Genomic DNA, 19,096 nt, shown 5'->3' with positions numbered 1-19,096 from the left:
AAAGGCCGCCTCGACTACAGAGACGGCCTTCTATTTAATTGTTGAACGCCTTGGTCAGTCGATTATCATGCGTTTGTAAACCTTCTCCTCTCCGGAGGTCACTTCTAAAAAATAAAGTCCAACAGAAAAACGCTCGACCGGGATGTTCACCTTCTGCGTCCCATCAAAAGGTGCAAGGTCTCTTTCGGTAACGACTATGCCTTTCATATTCAGCAGGCGAAGGTATACCGGATTCCTTCCATTGCTGATTATTTCGGCCTCCAGCTTTTGGTGTGCGGGGTTTGGATAAGTGGACAGGGACAGGGGTGGGGCGTTTGTCTGCATTTCGTCAATAGCACTCAGTCGGCTGTTACAGCCGCTGGTATTCACCGTTACCACTTTGGAAGCTTGTGCGGTGCAACTTCCACTGTACATGGTAACCGAGTATGTGCCTATGTTGGAAACCGTGATGGACGGTCCCTTGACCATATTGCTCCACTCGTAGGTAGCGCCTGGTGATGTGCTGCTGGCAGTAAGCGTCACACTTTGCCTAGCACAGTTAATTTCCGTGTCCCCGGATATCGTGACTGTGGCTGGCTCGTTACTCCCGGTAATGACCTTGGAAAACGTGGCCGTACAGCCCCCGCTCGTAATTGTGACCGTATATGTCCCAGCTTTGGTGACATAAATCTGCCTGGTGGTTTCTCCGGTACTCCACTTGTATGTTGGGCTGGCTGAGAGCGTGGCGGCCGTTAATCTGATACTTCCCGTAGCGCAGCTCAATTTAGTAGTCGGGCTTGTGATTGTAACGGTGGGCGCTTCTGCACTACCGGTTACAAAAGCAGAATCTTTGCCTGTACAGTTGCCACTGGTAACGGTGACACTGTAAATACCGTATGCATTGGCATTAATGGCTGCCGTCGTCGCGCCGGTGCTCCATAGATAGGTCGGGTTTGTTGCTGTTGTAGCCGCGGTTAAGGTAACATTTTGTTTGATACAACTTAGGGCGGTATCGCCGGTTATGGTTACCGAAGGTCCTGCGGTATTCACCGTTACTACTTTGGAAGCTTGTGCGGTGCAACTTCCACTGTACATGGTAACCGAGTATGTGCCTATGTTGGAAACCGTGATGGACGGTCCCTTGACCATATTGCTCCACTCGTAGGTAGCGCCCGGTGATGTGCTGCTGGCAGTAAGTGTCACACTTTGCCTAGCACAGTTTATTTCCGTGTCCCCGGATATCGTGACTGTGGCTGGCTCGTTACTGCCGGTAATGACTTTGGAAAACGTGGCCGTACAGCCCCCACTCGTAATTGTGACCGTATATGTCCCAGCTTTGGTGACATAAATCTGCCTGGTGGTTTCTCCGGTACTCCACTTGTATGTTGGGCTGGCTGAGAGCGTGGCGGCCGTTAACCTGATACTTCCCGTAGCGCAGCTCAATTTAGTAGTCGGGCTTGTGATTGTAACGGTGGGCGCTTCTGCGCTACCGGTTACAAAAGCAGAATCTTTGCCTGTACAGTTGCCACTGGTAACGGTGACACTGTAAATACCGTATGCATTGGCATTAATGGCTGCCGTCGTCGCGCCGGTGCTCCATAGATAGGTCGGGGTTGCTGCTGTTGTAGTCGCGGTTAGGGTAACATTTTGTTTGATACAACTTAGGGCGGTATCGCCGGTTATGGTTACAGGAAGTCCTACGTTGGTTTTAGTTATCGTTTTAGAAGATGTTGCCGTACAGCTCCCGCTGGTCATAGTGACCGTGTATGTCCCTGCGTTGGTGACGTTAATGGCTGCTGTTTTCGCACCGGTGCTCCATTTATAAGTAGCTGCCGGAAAACTAGTACTGGCAGTAAGGGTTGCATTGGGCTGCGCGCAATTCAGCTCGGTTGGACCATCGATGCTGACGCTGGCGGGTGCGGCACTTCCGGTAATAGCCGCAGAATAAAGCGCTTTACATCCGTTGCTGGTCATTTCCACCAAGTAGGTGCCAGCAGTTGTCACGGTTATCTCTTTTGTGGTTTCACCCGTGTTCCATTTATAAGTAGCATTGGTTGCAGTAGTCACAGCGGTAAGCTTGATTTGAGGTGTCGCGCATGTCAGTTGAGTTGCAGGGCTCGTAATAGTGACGACGGGGGCCTGTGAGCTTCCTGTTACGATTTTCGAATCAGTGGCCGTACATGTTCCGCTGGTCATTGTAACGGTGTAGGTACCGGCGTCCGCGACGGAAATTGTTTTAGTTGTAGCACCATTACTCCACAAATAAGTTGCTCCTGGCGAACTGGTACTGGCGGTAAGTTTTACACTTGGCTGGGTACAGCTGATCACCGTATTGCCTGAAATGCTGACAGCTGCCTGCCCACTAGTTCCGGTTATGGTTTTAGAGAGAGTTGAGGTACAGCTCCCGCTGGTCATTGTAACGGTGTAAGTTCCTGCCAGGCTAACATCGATAAATCGTGTGGTTGCTCCTGTGTTCCAAAGATAACTCGGGTTAGGCGCAGTAGTATTGGCATTTAGTCTTATAGTCGACCTAGTACAGTCAAAAAAGGTGGATGCACTTGTTAAAGTTAACGGGCATGAAGGGTCTTCAACATTCAGAGTATTTTTTTCTCTATCACTGAGATTATAATCAAATCGGCTAGACTGGACAAAAACTGCCCAAAGCGATTTATCGGTATTGTGAATGGGGTGAATGAGATTAGGCGTATTTACTGGCTCTTTGCCCGCGACGCGGGCCACTGATGGTGCCTGAGGGCATAGCAAAAAACATGTTAATGCAATGCAAGAAAGTAAAGTTTTGATCATGGGGTATGTCGCGGAGTTGGTCTGGAAATATAAGGATCGCTCACATACACAGGTGCGGAAATGTAGGGGAGCAAAATTTCAGGGGCATTTTTGATTACTCAGAAGATGTATAGGCTGGTTTCATAATCGTTGAGTATTATTGTTAGAAATAATAGTACAATGTTAGGGAATAATTTTCAAAAATAAAGTGAGTTTTAGAACATAAATTACTGATAACAAGGTAGGTGGGTTTTTAGCTATGTTGACACGTAGTGTATCGAGATCTATATTTTACAAAATTCAACGTTCGGAGCATATTGCGGCGAATTCCAGTTATTTTCGATCGATTAGCTTCAATGCAAAGTTTAGTTCTGTATCCTCGCCACAAAGCAGATCCTCGATGGTAGGTTCGATCAGATAATCCGGGATGACCCCTCTGCCTTTTGTAAACTTTACTGAATTAACTGTTTTGGTTAATGGCACATCAATACTGACGCAGGTATTGGGTAGTTTTAATTTCGCAGAAGACCTTGAAGTTGGACCTTCCATTGCCCCACCGGTTTCTTCACCAACAAATACAGCCCGCCGATTCGATTTCAGAAAACTGCAGACTATTGCAGCCATCGAGCCCGAAGCACCATTGGCTAGTACCGTCAATTGCCCGTTGAAGTGATTTTCCTTGGGTTGCTGCTCCAGTAATAGCGGCGTCCAATTGTGCAAATATTCTTTCTTTACCCGGTAGTTGCCGGTAGGCACTTTGTAGAAAATCGAATCCGCCAGGTAAAGATCTTTTCCATTCTCAAGATAATTACTTACCGGAGGAAGACCCACGTATCTTTTCTCGATATAATCAAAGTGCTTATAGGGCTTTTCAAGCAAGTAGGAGATCAGTTCTTCGCCGGTATGATCCCCTCCCTCGTTATTTCTCAGGTCCAAAATCAGATTTTGTGTGTTTTTGATCCGAAGCTCTTCAAAAATAGCCTGATATAGTGAATCGAAATTTTGTTTGAACGCTCGTCGGTGCCATCCCAGAAAAGACGTAATTTTTAAATATGCTACTCCATTTTTCAAATACTTAAACGTGAGTGGTGGATCCAGGGTCCGCCGCTCATCGTAAAATTTTCTGTACGCTTCTCTCGTCAGACCGGGAACTTCTATGGTTTGCTTGACCGAAGGATCATCAAATGGAATATATTCGAGCCGAAAAGAGGTAGCCTGCTCCACAAAAAATGGATAATGCAAATCAAACAGGTTTTCGACCTGAGTCGTTGAATAATCTTCCAGGTGTCTGACATCAAACGTCTGGATATAACCGTCGGAAGGAATGGTAGGGAGTAACAGGTTTAAGATCTCCTCCATTGGCCGCCCATTGATGGAAATAAGTTCGGAACCTAACTTTATTGGAGACGGATTGAACGCACTTCTTAAAATGTAAAACCGGCGATTGATGATCTTGAACGTAAACGGAAAACTTTTAACCTTCCTGAAGTAATGATCCGTGAAATAATCAGGCGAAGGTCTGGCAATCAGATGCTCATCGTTTACACGGGCACAGCTGAGCGCAATTATTTTGTAAAATTCAGTTTCGTCCATTGGTTTGTTGAGCAAACCCCGTTGCCTGTCCAAATAAGCACCAATGGCAATTGAATCGGAATACCGATATAGACTTGGATAGGTAGTTTCCAGCGCCTTCCGGAAAATCGAAAAGTCTTCTTGTAACGCTTTGGGTAAATATTGTTTAGCGACAGCATAGTTTGCTGGTTCTTTTTTTTGAGCTAGCGTGCTTAACGACGACAAAAACAATGTCAGTAAACAGAGAATTTTCATGCCGGTTCATTTAGGGATGGATTAGAGAATTATTGAACCTTGGGAAAGACTAAAGGCGATATGAAAACTGTCGTTTTTGAGAAAGGTTACGGAATGAATGCGTAACTTTTAAAGAATTATTTGTTTACCGCCTTGCGGAAACATCGGTTTGCAGATAGGATTAAGACCTAAATTATGACTTCCAATGAAACTTATAAAGCAACTCTTTCGCACTTCGTAGCAATTCCGATGATGGTCTTCCATTTTACACGTCCTTTTCCGCATTTTATCCGCTATTTCTTTTTGCCATTTTCTGCCATCATGATTCTTTGATAGGCTACATGGTGAGTAATGTTGCCAATATCGAAACGTCAGATTGCGCCACTGCCAATGAGACTATAGCAGTGAAACTGAATGAACTTGTGCAGTGGAATTTTTAAATCGGAATACTCTGCTTTTGAGGAATTGCATGTAAGTGAAATGAAAAAATTTGGCTGGACCGGACAGCCTTTTTCGCGCAAGTTGATTTACCTTGGTTTTACCTCGAACACAAGTTCCAGATGAAATACTAGAAGGGGCAACTCACGCGTGACAGGAAGGCACAATTTATTATTCAAAACAGCGAAGCCTGCATATACTGCCCTTCTTTCATCCCTAAAAGCGGAAATCGTGCGACCGTTTCATATTTAGCGCCATTGATCAGTGAACGTCGCATTAATTTCATTTCATTGGCCTGAAAAGACGCCTGAAATTCCCGGTAAAGCCAGTCCATGACAGCTCTTTCAGTTTGTAAAGCAGTCATATTCCGGGCCACCGCAAAATGAGGGTCTTCACAAAAATGATACTCAGCCGGCGCCCATTGTTTAACGTGGTTTCCAACTTCGTTTCTTAGTTTTTTCACCAATTCGAGTACTTCTTGCGAAGCATTCGATTCCAGATCGACATAAAAAGTGCCGTGCTCGTATTTGTTGAATTGGGTCAGTGCGATTTGGAAGGCCGACATATGCCTCGCGACTTTTGAAAAACCCTGAATGATCCGCTCTACTTTACTTTCATGGATCGTGCACTTGAAAAGCGTAAGATGAGGAACCAGATTGGCCGCGTAATGGCAGCCGTAATTTTCTTGAAAATACCGCTTGACATTGTGGATGAGCGCCTCAGTAACCTGATCACACGAAAATACCAGCAGATATTCATACATGTGATGCCGGATGTTAACCAGCGTATTCCAGTGGTTGTTGTTGATGTGAACCCGTTTCATAGTATCATTATTGATGAAGTGTAATTACCATGTAAAAATAATAATTGGTATTTTAAATATCAACAAAAAGATCCCAAAAATATCTGAAATATTTTCGGTAACGGGCTGGCAGGATGTAATTTGTGGGAATACTAGCTTAAAACGCGGATTATTTCACATAGCTTTTTTTGAAATCGGAAGGATTTTCTCCGACGACTTTACGGAAAAGTTGATTGAAGTAAGAAAGGCTCTCAAAACCAACGGCAAAACAGGCCTCGGAAATGGTTTTGTTCTGTAACAAATAATTCTTGGCCTGGTTGATCCGGTACTGGTTTACGAAATTGGTAAATGTCATCCGGGTATTCTTTTTGAAAAACCGGCAGAATGCTGCGGTAGTGAGGTTAACCTGTTCGGCAATGAAATTTACATCAGGATTTTGATCAAAATGCGTTTCCACATATTTGTAAATAGCGTCCATACGATGCTGCTCTTTTTGCAGCGACTTACTGGCGGCCGGTGTGGCATTCAGAATTTCCATTTGGTCCGAGCCGGCCAGCAATTTCAGAATCTGTAGTAATGCTATTAGCTGGTCGAATGGCTCCAGGGCGGGCAGTTGTTTCAGTTTTTCGCCAGCCAATTGTTTTATTTCGCCTGAAAACGATATACCATAATGTGACTTTTCGAAAAGGGCCTTAACAGAAGCAAACTCGGGAAGGTGCATAAAGTCTTTGCCTAGGAAATGCTCTTTCATCTGGATGATCACCTGTTCGCATGCGGTTCGCACGCCGTAGTCGAAATTCAAATGCGGGATATTGGGTCCGATAAAAACCAGGTCGCTGCCTTCGTAAACCGACGTATGGTCACCCACGTGGCGTGTCCCGCTTGTACCTTCTACGTATACAATTTCATACTCCGGGTGAAAATGCCAGAGAAAAGTATCGTTCAAGCCGGGAGTAAGCAATACTTTGAAGGAACTGCCCCGGTCAGGAAAGATTTCTTCTTTTATGATCTTCATGCGGGCCTTGATTTGCAGAATGGGCTCTACAATTTCCAATTAATATCAATAGAGAGCAAATAGTGGTTATCTGAAAGGTAGAAATACGCGCGTTCAATCCGGTAAATTTGTTTTGTTAATTCACGAAAAAACATAAATAAAAATGGAACATCATGCCATGGCACCTACGATGGCGCCTGTCAACGCGCATCAGGATATTCCCGGCAACCCGTCGACTGCCAAATCCAGTAATGTGAGGCTGAACGACAGGAGCAACGGGAGGCCGCTCCGTTTGCTTAGCGAGACGGACTGGGATTTCTGGGTTACGAATGGTTATATCGTTGTGAAAGACGCCGTTCCAAAAGAACAGGCCAAAAGGCTTGCGGATTTCCTTTGGGAATTTGAGGAAAAGGACCCGAACGATCCGGAAACCTGGTATACGGCCCCACGGGCTGAGATGAAAATGAAAGAACTGACCAACACGGGCATGGTCGAAGTTTACAATCACCAGTATTTGTGGGACAACCGGCAGTTTCCCAAAGTGCATGAAGCATTTACGGATATCTGGGGAACGGAAAAGCTTTGGGTCACCATCGACCGCGCCAACCTAAATCTGCCTTTGCGGCCGGGATTTGACTATAAGGGTTTCATACACTGGGATTACGATCCGGAAACCAAGCCACAAAATGTTCAGGGGGTGCTCGCGCTGGCCGATCAGGATGATGAAAATATGGGCGGCTTTCAATGCATTCCCGAGCTTTTCAGGACTTATGATACCTGGAAACTGACACAACCAGAAGACCGTAATCATTTTCAGCCGGATACCACAGGTTTTGAGTTGGTTAAAGTAAAAATGAATGCGGGCGACTTATTGATTTTCAATAGCGCTCAACCGCATGGAATACGGGCGAACAGAAGCGAAAACAAAGTCCGGCTGGCGCAATACATCTCCATGATGCCTGCTCAGGAAGATGACGAGGCGTTACGTCAGTGGCGGATCAATTCCTGGAAGAACCGTGTGGCTCCGGAGGGATATGCATTTCCAGGCGATCCGCGAAATTGGGAGCAGACGAAATATGAGACTGCGGAATTGTCGGATTTGGGGAGGAAGTTGCTGGGATTGGATCGGTGGTAGAAGGGGTAATTTTTAAGGGTCAAAAGTTAAAGGGGAAAGGATTAAAGAGGAGGATTTTTCGAGTTTTGGTTGGTGCCGGGCTACTTTTGAGCCTGGCTTTTTTTGTGCTTACCACTTGCATGTGGTCGTCATGACATCTGAAATCATCAGCAAAGAATGGCTGAACGTATATGTATTTCAGTTAGGTCGTAATTATTGGTCGTTTTGTAATAAATGTAAGATGCAAACCGGCATACCGTTAGTTAAAATGCGTCATAGCAAACTATTTAATGATGCTTCATAGAAGTTAATTGCAAATGTTTTTTTGTGGATTCGCCTGGTGCCAGATAATAACTGAGGCCTGTCGTTAATTCATTTATTCATTTAAAAACAGCGGTTTGCAATCACCTTTGTTGAGTTAATTCAATAAAAATTCTGGTCTAAATTAAACGTCATGAAAAAGAAACCACCATCTGTTACGCAGGCCCGTTAACAACAATGACAACTCTTCTCGAAAAAAATAGAATGAGCCTATCAGTTTCATTCAATATGAAAATATCCATTTTTAACACACCAGTTTAGTATGAAAAAATTTACATTACTAGCACTATTGATCGGGTTTATCACGATCGTAAAGTTGAGCGCCCAAACGATCCCTCCAACGGGTAGCGGAGCAGCATCTGTAAACCCCCCGGCATCATGGATTGGTGCCACGGCCTCTACTTCGAGTAAAACCAATTATCAGGGTAATGCTGCAAAGCCCTGGAAAAACGGCTCCGTTCCCGCTGTCCCAGGACAGCCCAATGCGACTTTTTTGAGTTTGTATAGCAACAATAGTGTGATCACGGAAGCTTCCACAACCATTACGGGCCTCACAGCTGGGTGGTTGTATGAATTTAGCTATAATGTCATGACGGCGTCGGCGAGCACACCTGCCGGCCTAACGGATTTTGCGTATGCAGCGGAAGTGGCTATTGCTACTACGAATTATTTGAGTCAATATAGTTTTAGCGCTGCCAATTCTTCCGTTTGGATTCCGGGAAAGTTGCAGTTTGTGGCAAGTGGGCCTACGGCGAAATTAACCTTCCGGACCCTTGGGCAAACTGCCAAAGGGTCTATTGCTAATCTCAGCATCAATTCGGGTGCAATCAAGGCTGTATGTGGAGTGAATCCACAAGTTATTTTAAGTAAAACAAGCTTGCACAATAAATGTTTTTCACCATACGCTAACCTCGATGACGCATTTACAGGTGTCGTACCACAAGGCTGGTTTCTTCGCTGGTTTAAGAACAATACGCATTCGGGCACGCCTATTCTATTCCCGAGTTTGGTCAATATGTCTGGAGATTATTACGCCTTTTTTTATAAGGATAATTGCTACAACACCGATATTAGCACTGCAAAGGTTTCAGTTACTATCAACCCGCCACTTCCGGGAGATGGCCAGGTGATATTAAGTAAAAGTTCTCTAACCAACGAATGCCCCGTTACTAGCACCGTGGATTTGAACAGCGCTTTTCCTGGGCCTCTGCCGGCGGGAGCAACACTTATATGGTATACTAATCCAACGCATTCAGGTTGGCCGGTACTCGATCCGACTCATGCCTCAGTGTTAGTTAATACATATTATGCTTTCTATTATGATACTGAAAATGATTGTTACAACACAAATAACTCCACTGCTATAGTGAAGGTATCCAAGCGGGACTGCCCTGCGGCTGCGCCAGCTCCCTCGGAATGGAATGTTAATTCTACTCCTGAAGTCAAATCTAAAGTGGCGATGTATCCCAATCCGGTTATGGACGAACTTAAAATCAAGGGAGTTCAATTGGATCAAATTTCTGAGATCCGTATTTATGATACAAAAGGAAAGGCGGTTTACAAATCTAACGGTGTATCAACCAATTCTATCGACGTAAGACATTTGATATCAGGGATGTATATCGTCAAGATAACAACAAAGGACGGCGTAACGGGTAGCTACAAAGTGATGGTGAAAAAATAAGGGATTAATTTCATGCATACTCATGCCGGTCTGTTTTCAGGCCGGCATTTTCTTTTTTGAAAATTCACTAACAGCAATTGCGTTACAGAAACGCCAACGCCGTCTTTTTTTGGTATAGTTATTTTGGAAAGATTCCTACTCATCAATTAACACCATTATGCCGGAAATATGTGATCTGGAAGTGTTTAAAGAAAACCTTCAGAAGATCTATAAAAATAAGAAGCTCAAAAAGGTCGAGATCGGTAAAGGCACGAAGATGAAGGCTTCCGAGAAAGAATTTAATGACAGCATTTCCGGAAAAACTTTGAAAGAAATTTTCAGACATGCCAAAGAGCTCTATTTCAATTTCGGTGAAAATCGATTGGTTTCCATGCATTTAATGCTTCATGGCCAGCTGAGCATGCCTGACGATCTGCCTGAAAAATTCATCATAGCTTTCGTTTTTGAAAATGAAAAACCATTGGTATTAACGGATTACCAAAAAGCCGCAAACGCCAGGCTGAATCCACCAGAAAACAAAGTGGTCGACGCACTTTCCAGGGAAATGACACCCGAATGGCTGGAAGAGCAGTTAAAGAGGAAAAAAGCAGCTATTAAAACGGCTTTGACTGATCCCAAAGTGATTGGCGGAATTGGTAATGCTTATGCAGATGAAATCCTCTGGAAGGCACGGATCAGTCCGGATTCGAGCCCCCAAAATATTCCCAAAAAAGAAGTGCATAAACTCGCCAAGGCAATTAGCAGCGTAATTCAGGATTCAATCAAAAAAATAAAAGAAAAACATCCGGATATGATCAGCGGGGAAATCCGCGATTTCATGGCCGTCCACAACCACAAACGCAAAACCAGCCCGACTGGGAAGGAAATTTTGACGGCAAGCGTGGGAGGGAAGAAGACGTATTATACGGAGGAGCAGGTGAAGTATTAAATCACGAAAATGTGATAATAATTCATGTTAGGTCACGTTCCTGCTTTTGTAACCGCTGTTATAAAAACCTTCAACTTAATCCTAACATCAAATGAAAGCAAATGATCTGTTTGTGTGCTTTGCTGCGCTTGCATGCTTTGATGCTTCTGCCCAGCAGTATGGCCAGATTCGAATTCCAAATGGTTATCCCGCGAGCCTCGGTTTTGCTCCTGATGCAAGGAGCGCGGGAATGGGAGAGGCAGGCGTTGCGCTGAGTGCGGATGCGAATGCAACTTACTGGAATCCCGCGAAACTGGCGGTTGCAGACAAGAAATACGGAATTTCGGCCTCCTATACGCCTTGGTTGAGGAATTTGGTCGATGATATGTGGCTTGGATACGCCAGTGCATACAGGAAACTGGGAGAAAAACAGGCCATCGGAGCTTCGATCAAATATTTTAATACTCAAAATTTCGGCCATGCATTTGACTTAGCCTTAAGTGGCATGTACGCCAGGCAGTTAGGCCGTAATTTTTCCATGGGTCTGACATTGAAATACATTTCATCTGAGGTCGGGAGCGGGGTGATTGGTGGTCAGCAATTGTTGCCGGGCCGCGCTGTGGCTGGCGACCTGAGCGCCTATTATCGTAAACATATCAGGAGCGAGCAAGCCGGGGAAGATTTTAACTGGTCGCTGGGTGCTGTCATTTCCAATCTGGGTGGTAAAATTGATTATGGGGCTGGAGGAGAATATTTTCTGCCTACCACATTGAAAATCGGTGGCGGCATCTCTTACACCGCCAGCGGGAAACATAGACTGAATGTCATTGCTGATTTAAGTAAACTAATGGTCCCGACTCCCCGTGACAATCAAAATCCAAATGCAAAACCATTAGTTAAAGGCATAATCGGCTCGTTCTCAGATGCTCCGGATGGATTTCGGGAAGAGTTGAAGGAAATAGCAGTCGGCATCGGCGCTGAATACTGGTATGAGGATAAGATCGCTTTACGGGGAGGTTATTCTGGGGAAAGCAAAATAAAAGGCGACCGCCGGTTTCTGACCGCCGGGGCTGGTATCCGCCTTTTCAAGCATTACACAGCCGATATTTCCTATTTCATTCCCGTAACGCAGGGTAGTCCTTTGGCTAAGACTTTGCGGCTGTCGGTTGCTGCCTATTTCGGTAGCAGCAATTCAAAAAGTTAATTGGCGAACCTGACCTGGATGTCTTACCAAATGGACACCAGGTCATACTTTTTAATATCAGTGTCCAATGTGATTCATTTTCCCTTTCAACAAGCCGATAACTCGTTTGGATGGAGTGGAGACGGAAGTCTTATCCACTTTTTTCTCCAAAGTAAAATCAATAAAATCTCCCACCTTGTGTGATAAGAGGGTGGGACTTTTTTTGCTTTTCTAGCTCCTGGACGCTTGTCATAAAACTCGGAAAAATTGACGTGAACAAATTTAAGCCTGTTGAAAAGTATTTGCCAGAATCAAAGGGGTATTTGCCTTGTCAATTGTCATAGTTGGGAACGGCCATTTTTCTGGCAAGCAGGTTTACTAATTTGCGTATACTAGTAAGGGTTTGTTACGGCAAAATTGTAATTCATCCGTTGACACGGGTTTTGAGGTGAGCCCAGGCCGGTTCTGCTGTGCTGGGAAATATGCATGTCTGGTAAAGTATCTTAACTGTAAATTTTGCATCGCCATGAAAAACTTAATCTTCGTTATCATTCCGTTATCCATTCAAATCGGATCATCGTTTGGTCAGTCTGAACAGCAGCCTCAGTGGAATTATGTGACAGGAAAAGAGGATATTAAGGTTTACAACAGAACCATTCCGAACTCCAGAGTAAAGGCGCTTAAGGTGGAATGCACCATTCAGGCAAGTACCGCCGAGGTGATCGACCTGCTCCTCGATATTTCTGCTTCCGGGAGGTGGGTCCGTCATGTCAAATCCTGTTCATTAATCAAGACGGTGTCAGATCGTGAACTGTATTATTACAGTGAAGTAAGTCTGCCATGGCCGATTGACAACCGGGATTTTGTAACTCACCTTAAAGTTTCAGAAAATCCCGAGACAAACGTGGCGATAGTGAGTTCCTCTGCCATCCAGGGAATGATGCCAGTAAAGCATGGAAAAGTGAGAGTAAATCATTCAGACAGCAATTGGACGATAACACCGATGAAAGAGGGCCAGGTAAAAGTGCAATATATCCTGCAGGTGGATCCGGGAGGACTCATACCGGCCAACGTCGTTAACCTGTTTGCATGCCAGGGACCGATTGAAACTTTTACCAATATGAAGAAGGAACTGCTCCTGAGACGCGATAAAAATGTGGAAAATCGCTACGATCCGCGGCTGACCCACTGGTCTGCAGGCCACTGATTCCAATTTGTTGATAAGTAGGTATTTATGCAACAATACTTTCGACTGTTATAAATGTGCCCTGTAAGCTGGTTGGCCTTCGGCATTAATTTTTAGTAAAAAGTATTGGAATAGTTAAAGACATTACGAAACAGACGATGGGTAAGGGTAAAGATCTTTTTGGGTACTATAATGATCTCGCCAAGCAAAAAGGGCCAGGTACGAAAGAAAGCGCTTATGCCGGGGTACTTTTCCAGGCGCTGCTGATGGTCGGAGAACGTAAAACCTTTGAATTGCTCGAAGAAGCCGACGAGCAGGGCAAGAAACTCAAACTGCAGTATCCCGAGGAGGCGAAAAAAAACACGGCGCCAACCGGGATTATCCTGGCCTGATCCTGCCAGTCGTATAGCAAGGCAGGTGGGTGGTCAATTAAAACGCTGAATTGGTGTATTGAAAGGTGAAATTTAAGTCAGTTCGCGTAACTTGTACGGACATTCACATGAAACTACAAGCAATTGCAAATGAACAGTTTATCAACAAATGAATCCGTGCCCAGACTGCCCAAGGCCACTCTGGATTGGTTTCAGAAGTATAAATTGTACCACATTCCGTTCTGGATCGTATACCACTATCTGTGGTGGGTCGTCGCGACAGGAAACCCTGCGAGGGCGGCCAGCAACATCCTGTTTACGCCACTGGCTTCCAAATTCGTTTTCTATCTTGTTTTTCAGGCGCTTGCGGTCTATTTTAACTTATATTACCTCATTCCGAAATTTCTGGAAAAGGGCCGGTTCGCCAGTTACATAGCCTGCTTGCTGATCACCATTATCTGTACCGCATTATGTATCACACCCGGATATTATTTTGGGGCCTATGTGGCAGGAAAAACCATGGAGGAGCTTTATGGTAGCGGAGGTAACTACGAATTTCTGCACATGGCGGTAGGAGGGCCTCTTTCTTCCACGGTAGCTGCAATCACTTTTGCAATGAGCATCAAACTAGCCAAAAACTGGCTGCAAACCCAGAGGCGCCAGCAACTTTTGGAAAAGGAGAAGCTGGAAACGGAGCTGAATTTTCTTAAATACCAGTTCAATCCCCACTTTTTATTTAACAGCATCAACTCCATATTTTTCCTGATCCATAAAAACCCGGATATGGCGTCGGCGTCGCTGGCCAAATTTTCCGAATTATTGCGCCATCAATTGTACGAATGCAACGACCATGAAATCCCGCTGAGCAAGGAGATCACCTATCTCGAAAACTTCATAGAACTCGAAAAACTCCGGCAGAACGAGAATATTGAGATTCGTTTTGACTGCCAGAAAATGGAAACGGAGCATTTGGGAATCGCCCCGTTTATACTGATGACGTTCCTGGAAAATGCTTTCAAGCATGTGTCGAAAAACAGTGGGGCCCCCAATTGGATTGAAATCAAGTTAGTTGTTGAAAGGGAAAAGCTCGACTTTTGTATCGTTAACAGTACCTCTCCCGACGAAGGCAATGAAGTTGTTAATTATGGAGGCATTGGCTTGAAAAATGTTCGGAGAAGGTTAGATTTGATTTATCCGGGCAGGTACCAACTGGATATCATAGAAATTCCCGGCCGTTTTGAGGTTCATTTCAATGTGATGCTTGAAACCGTCGTATTAACCTCCGATACACAAATAGCTTAAAATCAACCCTATAAAATGATCAGATGTGCCATTATTGACGATGAACCCCTGGCCAGGGAAGGGCTTGCGGATTATGTTCGGGAGACGGATTTCCTGCAATTGACTGGTACTTGCGAAAATCCCCTGGAACTGATGACGCTGATGGATAAAACGCAGGTTGATCTGATTTTCCTGGATATACAGATGCCAAAAATGAACGGTATCGATTTTCTGAAAATTGTTCAGAAACCGCCCATCGTGATCATCACGACTGCTTATCCCAGTTATGCGCTGGAAGGTTTTCAGCTGAATGTGCTGGACTATTTACTGAAACCCATCACCTTCGACCGCTTTTTCAAATCTGCCAATAAAGCCAAAGACTACCATAAACTTTTAACCAAATCGGATAGCTCAAAAAACGAGATCACAGAAAATTACTTTTTCATTAAATGCGGCAGCAAGTACGAGAAGATCTTTTTCGAAGATATCCTTTTCATTGAAGGCATGCAGAATTACGTGACTATTTATACCGTAAATGGAAAGTACATCACGTTGCTTAATCTCAAAAATCTCGAACAGACACTGAGCAGCCGTCATTTCATCCGTGTCCACAAATCTTATATTGTGTCTATTGCCAAAATCGAGGGAATTGAAGGGAATGAAATCTTCATCCGTTCGCACGTGGTGCCGATCAGCCGGAATTACCGTGAGCAGGTGATCGAGGAGGTGGTTAACAGCAAGTTGTTAGACAAAAACAGAGGACTTTAAGGTTTAAGAACGAGGGGAATTTTGAGGAAAATCTTTCTGGATTGTTATCGTGATATCCCTGTCGAAAGGTCGGTTTACATGATTGGAGGCAAGATCTCAGGGCCCAGTTCAGCAGGTTCTCGCCAGGTCGTCCGGTCCAGCTGGTACACCGCGCAATGGTCTTCATCGAACATACGGTTCTCTACAAATCTGAAACCCAGCCTTTCGTAAAATTTCCGTGCACCTGCATTCGATTCTAGCGGATCAACAAGGACTGCGGCTACTGAATCTTGGGCGAAACAGCGATCGAGAGCAAGGTGCATCATCGCAGTACCATATCCTTTCCCAAGATCCTCCGCTTCCCCAATCCAAATATCGATTGTCCGCAAATTCTGCGCGATGTCGCCCCAGTAGTGCTCTTCGTCTTTGGCAGGATCTTCTATTTGAATAAAGCCCAAGGGCCTTCCGTCCAGTTCGGCGATAAATTGCTCTCGCCAGTCCGGTTTCTGAGTCAGATCGGTTTCCCAATCCCACCGGTCGCCTGGCTCAGAGACAATGCTGTGTGGCTGGTCTTCCCAATGACGAAGCAGAGCGAGGTCGTCGATGGTAGCGGGTCTCAAATGGATCATTGGTCTAAATTTTGTTTCGGATGTAATCAGGTTCATGCGCTTTTTGAACCCTGAACATCATTTGTATTACCAATTTTTGGTAATTTTGTTTAATATCAAAAATAAGATATCAATAATTTATGGGAAAGAACACCTCTATATCGATAAGCCCTCACTTTGATTCTTTTATTAAAAGTCAAATTGAAAGTGGCCGCTATGCTTCGAGCAGTGAAGTTGTTCGTGCGGCTCTGCGATTATTGGAAGAGGAAGAGGAAAAGTTGAAAGTCTTACGACAAGCACTCATTGAGGGTGAGCAAAGTGGCTGGGTTGAGAATTTTGACCCGGAAGCTTTTATAGCCAAAATGAAAAAACGTGGTTAGTTTAATATGGCAGAATACAGAATAACTATACGCGCACAAAAAGATCTTGAAAAAATCTGGGAGTACACTGTTGAGGAATGGTCTGTTAATCAGGCGGAGAAATACATTCGAGGACTAGTGTCGTCTTTTATTGCTATCGCGGACGGAAGAATAGAAGGGAAATCAGCCGATTCGGTCAGCAAGGGTTACCGCAAAGCACTTTATTCTAAACATTACATTTTCTACCGTAAAACTCAGGACAACCTGATCGAGATTATCCGTATTCTTCACGTCAGCATGGATGTTAAAAATCGACTGTGAAAACGACTGATCATCAATCCCCTACAACGGCCATCACCAGTGTTGCCGCGTTCTCAGCCGCAATCTCATAAAAGGTATCCATATCGGCCTTGGCTTTATGATTGGCCTTGTCGCTCAGGCTCCGGATGATCAGGAAAGGTATATGCTGCTGGTAGCAGGCCTGCGCGATTGCGGCTCCTTCCATTTCAGTGGCGACGGCATTTAAATCTCTCATTAAACGTTTTGTGACGATTTCAGAGGAGACAAACACGTCGCCGGTCACAATGATGCCCTTTTTGACGGTCGGGGCGATGCTGCCTTCGTCGCGGTTCACCTTTGTGAATCTCAGCACTTTCGAAACAGCGATGGCCTTTTGTACCAATGCAGGATCACAACTGAAGAAAGCCGGATTTTCCTTTTGGGTAAAAGGGTCTTTGGTGGCCCAGTACTTCATTCCGTCGTCACTCAATGCACCGAAGTCATGATAACCAACCTGTGTGCCGATTACCAGATCCCCTGGCGATAATGCCGGATCAATGCCTCCTGCGATCCCCGAAAAGATAATTTCCCTTGGTTTAAAATGCTGGATCATTAAAGTGGTTGTAATCGCCGCATTGACTTTGCCGACACCAGTTTGCGCCAGGACTACCGCCCGGCCATTTAACTTTCCTTTTGTAAAACGCGTGTTGCTGATAATGGTATCCTTCGGGTTTTCCATTTTCTTTTGCAACAGAACCAACTCAGGAGGGAATGCGCCCAATATTCCTGTAACATCCTGTGCAATAGTGAGATAAGGGAAAATTAGAAAAAGCGTAACGAGGAGTTTTTTCATTGTTGTTTCTAAAAAATTAACGCCAGAACGGCGAATATGTCAATGACCCACAAGGCCAGGCTGATTTGCCGGGCCCTGCCGGTTAATAAGTGCAGGGCAGTCCAGCTCAGGAATCCCCAGATGATCCCCTGGGTGATCGAATACGTAAAAGGAATCAGTACCATGGCCAGAAATGCCGGAAATGCTTCATGCAACTGGTCCCAATTGATTTTAACAACGGGCTTCATCATAAATACCCCCACTAAAACCAATGCCGGCGCGGTCGCAATCGCAGGCACTGCACTTAATAAAGGTGATAAAAACAAGAACGGGAGAAAAAGCACGGCCCCTGCAATTGCGGTCAGTCCGGTTTTGCCGCCCTGCTCAATGCCCACTGCGGATTCGATGTACGCAGTGCCGGGACTGCTTCCCGCCAAGCCCGCTATGGTGGTAGAGAATGCATCCACGATCAGTGATTTCCGGATGTTTTTCGGCTCGCCGTTCTCGTCCAGCAAATTAGAAGCTTCCGCCAATCCCACAAATGTGGAGAGACTGTCGAACATATCGGTAAAAACAAACGCAAGGATGATCGGGGCAAGGCTCCATTTCAACGAGTTGATCAGGTCCAGCCGAAAGATCAGGCTGAAATCGGGCATGGCGATCAGTTTGCTGATCGTGATCACAGGTTCTGTTCCGCCCCACCATCGGCCAATAGGCCATGCCAGAAGTGAAGTAACAATGATGCCGATCAGAATGCTGCCCTTCATGTTGCGGATCAGCAAAACGACTGTAATCAGAAGCCCAGCAAGGAAGGTAAGCGTTGGGGCATTCAGGCGGCCCAGGCTAACCATTGTGGCTGGATTGGCTACAATGAATTTCGCATTTGCCAGGCCAATCAGGGTGATAAAAAGACCGATGCCCGACGCAATTGCATATCGCAATGGCTTCGGGATCGCCTTGACAATGTAAGATCGAATATTAAAAACGGATAGCAGAAGAAAGAAAACACCCGACCAAAAGACGGTCCCTAACGCAACCTGCCAGCTTAATTGATCAGTCAGAACCGCCGAAAACGTAAAAAACGCATTCAATCCCATTCCTGGTGCTACCAGGATCGGGTTGTTGGCATAAATGCCCATCATCATGCTGCTGAAAAATGATACGAGGATGGTTGCAGTCAGCACAGCCGAAAACGGCATCCCGGTTTGACTCAAAATCGATGGGTTAACAACAATGATATAGGCCGTTGCGAGAAAGGAGGAAACCCCCGCCAGGATTTCTGTAGAAAGCGAGGTCTGCTCTTTTTTTAGCCCGGAAAAAGAAAACATAGGAGCGCGGTTTAGTTCAAATATATTGATTTAAATCGAATGAGGAGGTTTTGCTGACGCCCGACTTTTGGACTTAATCTAACAATCTGTCTT

The 19,096-nt window shown here is 45.1% G+C and carries 17 protein-coding genes; 10 read left to right on the top strand and 7 right to left on the bottom strand.

Annotation, left to right across the window (positions count from 1 at the left end):
- Positions 1-54: 54 nt before the first annotated feature.
- The 4 genes from AC1XUF_RS07690 to AC1XUF_RS07675 all read right to left on the bottom strand — a co-directional run bounded on the left by AC1XUF_RS07690 (position 55) and on the right by AC1XUF_RS07675 (position 6,824).
- Positions 55-2,394 carry a T9SS type A sorting domain-containing protein gene (locus AC1XUF_RS07690; RefSeq protein WP_483341096.1) on the bottom strand — a complete coding sequence of 780 codons (2,340 nt, stop codon included), beginning with the start codon at positions 2,392-2,394 and terminating at the stop codon, positions 55-57.
- A gap of 702 nt (positions 2,395-3,096) precedes the next feature.
- A complete protein-coding gene (locus AC1XUF_RS07685; protein WP_483341095.1) occupies positions 3,097-4,590 on the bottom strand; it encodes a S41 family peptidase in 1,494 nt (497 codons plus the stop codon).
- Between the two features lie 592 nt (positions 4,591-5,182).
- Positions 5,183-5,830, bottom strand: a complete 648-nt coding sequence (locus AC1XUF_RS07680) for a 2'-5' RNA ligase family protein (protein WP_483341094.1) — start codon at positions 5,828-5,830, stop codon at positions 5,183-5,185.
- Positions 5,831-5,978: 148 nt separating this feature from the next.
- The gene (locus AC1XUF_RS07675) at positions 5,979-6,824 is read right to left on the bottom strand and encodes a helix-turn-helix domain-containing protein (protein WP_483341093.1); all 846 of its coding nucleotides are present in this window, start codon (positions 6,822-6,824) and stop codon (positions 5,979-5,981) included.
- 142 nt (positions 6,825-6,966) lie between these two features.
- Between AC1XUF_RS07675 and AC1XUF_RS07670 the strand changes: the two genes are divergently transcribed.
- The 8 genes from AC1XUF_RS07670 to AC1XUF_RS07635 all read left to right on the top strand — a co-directional run bounded on the left by AC1XUF_RS07670 (position 6,967) and on the right by AC1XUF_RS07635 (position 15,618).
- Positions 6,967-7,938: a phytanoyl-CoA dioxygenase family protein gene (locus AC1XUF_RS07670; RefSeq protein WP_483341092.1), complete on the top strand. Its 972-nt coding sequence runs from the start codon at positions 6,967-6,969 to the stop codon at positions 7,936-7,938.
- Between the two features lie 562 nt (positions 7,939-8,500).
- A complete protein-coding gene (locus tag AC1XUF_RS07665) occupies positions 8,501-9,922 on the top strand; it encodes a T9SS type A sorting domain-containing protein (protein ID WP_483341091.1) in 1,422 nt (473 codons plus the stop codon).
- A gap of 157 nt (positions 9,923-10,079) precedes the next feature.
- Positions 10,080-10,850, top strand: coding sequence for a DNA-formamidopyrimidine glycosylase family protein (locus AC1XUF_RS07660; protein ID WP_483341090.1), 771 nt, complete (start codon positions 10,080-10,082; stop codon positions 10,848-10,850).
- A gap of 91 nt (positions 10,851-10,941) precedes the next feature.
- Positions 10,942-12,033 carry a type IX secretion system outer membrane channel protein PorV gene (gene porV / locus AC1XUF_RS07655; RefSeq protein ID WP_483341089.1) on the top strand — a complete coding sequence of 364 codons (1,092 nt, stop codon included), beginning with the start codon at positions 10,942-10,944 and terminating at the stop codon, positions 12,031-12,033.
- Positions 12,034-12,538: 505 nt separating this feature from the next.
- The gene (locus AC1XUF_RS07650) at positions 12,539-13,219 is read left to right on the top strand and encodes an START domain-containing protein (protein ID WP_483341088.1); all 681 of its coding nucleotides are present in this window, start codon (positions 12,539-12,541) and stop codon (positions 13,217-13,219) included.
- A gap of 137 nt (positions 13,220-13,356) precedes the next feature.
- Complete coding sequence (locus AC1XUF_RS07645; RefSeq protein ID WP_483341087.1) at positions 13,357-13,590, top strand: hypothetical protein; 234 nt, start codon at positions 13,357-13,359, stop codon at positions 13,588-13,590.
- 129 nt (positions 13,591-13,719) lie between these two features.
- Positions 13,720-14,871 (top strand): sensor histidine kinase, encoded by a 1,152-nt coding sequence (locus AC1XUF_RS07640; RefSeq protein WP_483341086.1) that lies wholly within the window; start codon positions 13,720-13,722, stop codon positions 14,869-14,871.
- Between the two features lie 15 nt (positions 14,872-14,886).
- Positions 14,887-15,618, top strand: coding sequence for a LytR/AlgR family response regulator transcription factor (locus AC1XUF_RS07635; RefSeq protein ID WP_483341085.1), 732 nt, complete (start codon positions 14,887-14,889; stop codon positions 15,616-15,618).
- 74 nt (positions 15,619-15,692) lie between these two features.
- On the opposite strand, the gene AC1XUF_RS07630 is transcribed toward AC1XUF_RS07635, so the two are convergent.
- Positions 15,693-16,226: a GNAT family N-acetyltransferase gene (locus tag AC1XUF_RS07630; RefSeq protein ID WP_483341084.1), complete on the bottom strand. Its 534-nt coding sequence runs from the start codon at positions 16,224-16,226 to the stop codon at positions 15,693-15,695.
- Between the two features lie 119 nt (positions 16,227-16,345).
- Between AC1XUF_RS07630 and AC1XUF_RS07625 the strand changes: the two genes are divergently transcribed.
- Together AC1XUF_RS07625 and AC1XUF_RS07620 are read left to right on the top strand one after the other, a co-directional pair.
- Positions 16,346-16,585, top strand: coding sequence for a type II toxin-antitoxin system ParD family antitoxin (locus AC1XUF_RS07625; protein ID WP_483341083.1), 240 nt, complete (start codon positions 16,346-16,348; stop codon positions 16,583-16,585).
- 6 nt (positions 16,586-16,591) lie between these two features.
- Positions 16,592-16,885: a type II toxin-antitoxin system RelE/ParE family toxin gene (locus AC1XUF_RS07620; RefSeq protein ID WP_483341082.1), complete on the top strand. Its 294-nt coding sequence runs from the start codon at positions 16,592-16,594 to the stop codon at positions 16,883-16,885.
- 13 nt (positions 16,886-16,898) lie between these two features.
- On the opposite strand, the gene AC1XUF_RS07615 is transcribed toward AC1XUF_RS07620, so the two are convergent.
- Positions 16,899-17,696, bottom strand: coding sequence for a 5'-methylthioadenosine/adenosylhomocysteine nucleosidase (locus AC1XUF_RS07615; RefSeq protein ID WP_483341081.1), 798 nt, complete (start codon positions 17,694-17,696; stop codon positions 16,899-16,901).
- Between the two features lie 8 nt (positions 17,697-17,704).
- On the bottom strand, positions 17,705-19,003 hold the full coding sequence (locus AC1XUF_RS07610) for an NCS2 family permease (RefSeq protein ID WP_483341080.1): 1,299 nt from the start codon (positions 19,001-19,003) through the stop codon (positions 17,705-17,707).
- Positions 19,004-19,096 lie beyond the last annotated feature (93 nt).

It is taken from the genome of Dyadobacter sp. HNCC25DJ185 (assembly GCF_056895195.1).
Note: the sequence above shows the minus strand (reverse complement) of the source record. Positions and strands in the feature narration are given on the sequence as shown.

What these genes read in the sequence shown, in the direction of transcription:
- porV (WP_483341089.1), top strand. Translation starts at nt 10,942, where the DNA reads ATGAAAGCAAATGATCTGTTTGTGTGCTTTGCTGCGCTTGCATGCTTT.
- AC1XUF_RS07645 (WP_483341087.1), top strand. Translation starts at nt 13,357, where the DNA reads ATGGGTAAGGGTAAAGATCTTTTTGGGTACTATAATGATCTCGCCAAG.
- AC1XUF_RS07665 (WP_483341091.1), top strand. Translation starts at nt 8,501, where the DNA reads ATGAAAAAATTTACATTACTAGCACTATTGATCGGGTTTATCACGATC.
- AC1XUF_RS07630 (WP_483341084.1), bottom strand. Translation starts at nt 16,226, where the DNA reads ATGATCCATTTGAGACCCGCTACCATCGACGACCTCGCTCTGCTTCGT.
- AC1XUF_RS07610 (WP_483341080.1), bottom strand. Translation starts at nt 19,003, where the DNA reads ATGTTTTCTTTTTCCGGGCTAAAAAAAGAGCAGACCTCGCTTTCTACA.
- AC1XUF_RS07690 (WP_483341096.1), bottom strand. Translation starts at nt 2,394, where the DNA reads ATGACCAGCGGGAGCTGTACCTCAACTCTCTCTAAAACCATAACCGGA.
- AC1XUF_RS07635 (WP_483341085.1), top strand. Translation starts at nt 14,887, where the DNA reads ATGATCAGATGTGCCATTATTGACGATGAACCCCTGGCCAGGGAAGGG.
- AC1XUF_RS07625 (WP_483341083.1), top strand. Translation starts at nt 16,346, where the DNA reads ATGGGAAAGAACACCTCTATATCGATAAGCCCTCACTTTGATTCTTTT.
- AC1XUF_RS07670 (WP_483341092.1), top strand. Translation starts at nt 6,967, where the DNA reads ATGGAACATCATGCCATGGCACCTACGATGGCGCCTGTCAACGCGCAT.
- AC1XUF_RS07680 (WP_483341094.1), bottom strand. Translation starts at nt 5,830, where the DNA reads ATGAAACGGGTTCACATCAACAACAACCACTGGAATACGCTGGTTAAC.
- AC1XUF_RS07650 (WP_483341088.1), top strand. Translation starts at nt 12,539, where the DNA reads ATGAAAAACTTAATCTTCGTTATCATTCCGTTATCCATTCAAATCGGA.
- AC1XUF_RS07640 (WP_483341086.1), top strand. Translation starts at nt 13,720, where the DNA reads ATGAACAGTTTATCAACAAATGAATCCGTGCCCAGACTGCCCAAGGCC.
- AC1XUF_RS07675 (WP_483341093.1), bottom strand. Translation starts at nt 6,824, where the DNA reads ATGAAGATCATAAAAGAAGAAATCTTTCCTGACCGGGGCAGTTCCTTC.
- AC1XUF_RS07615 (WP_483341081.1), bottom strand. Translation starts at nt 17,696, where the DNA reads ATGAAAAAACTCCTCGTTACGCTTTTTCTAATTTTCCCTTATCTCACT.
- AC1XUF_RS07620 (WP_483341082.1), top strand. Translation starts at nt 16,592, where the DNA reads ATGGCAGAATACAGAATAACTATACGCGCACAAAAAGATCTTGAAAAA.
- AC1XUF_RS07660 (WP_483341090.1), top strand. Translation starts at nt 10,080, where the DNA reads ATGCCGGAAATATGTGATCTGGAAGTGTTTAAAGAAAACCTTCAGAAG.
- AC1XUF_RS07685 (WP_483341095.1), bottom strand. Translation starts at nt 4,590, where the DNA reads ATGAAAATTCTCTGTTTACTGACATTGTTTTTGTCGTCGTTAAGCACG.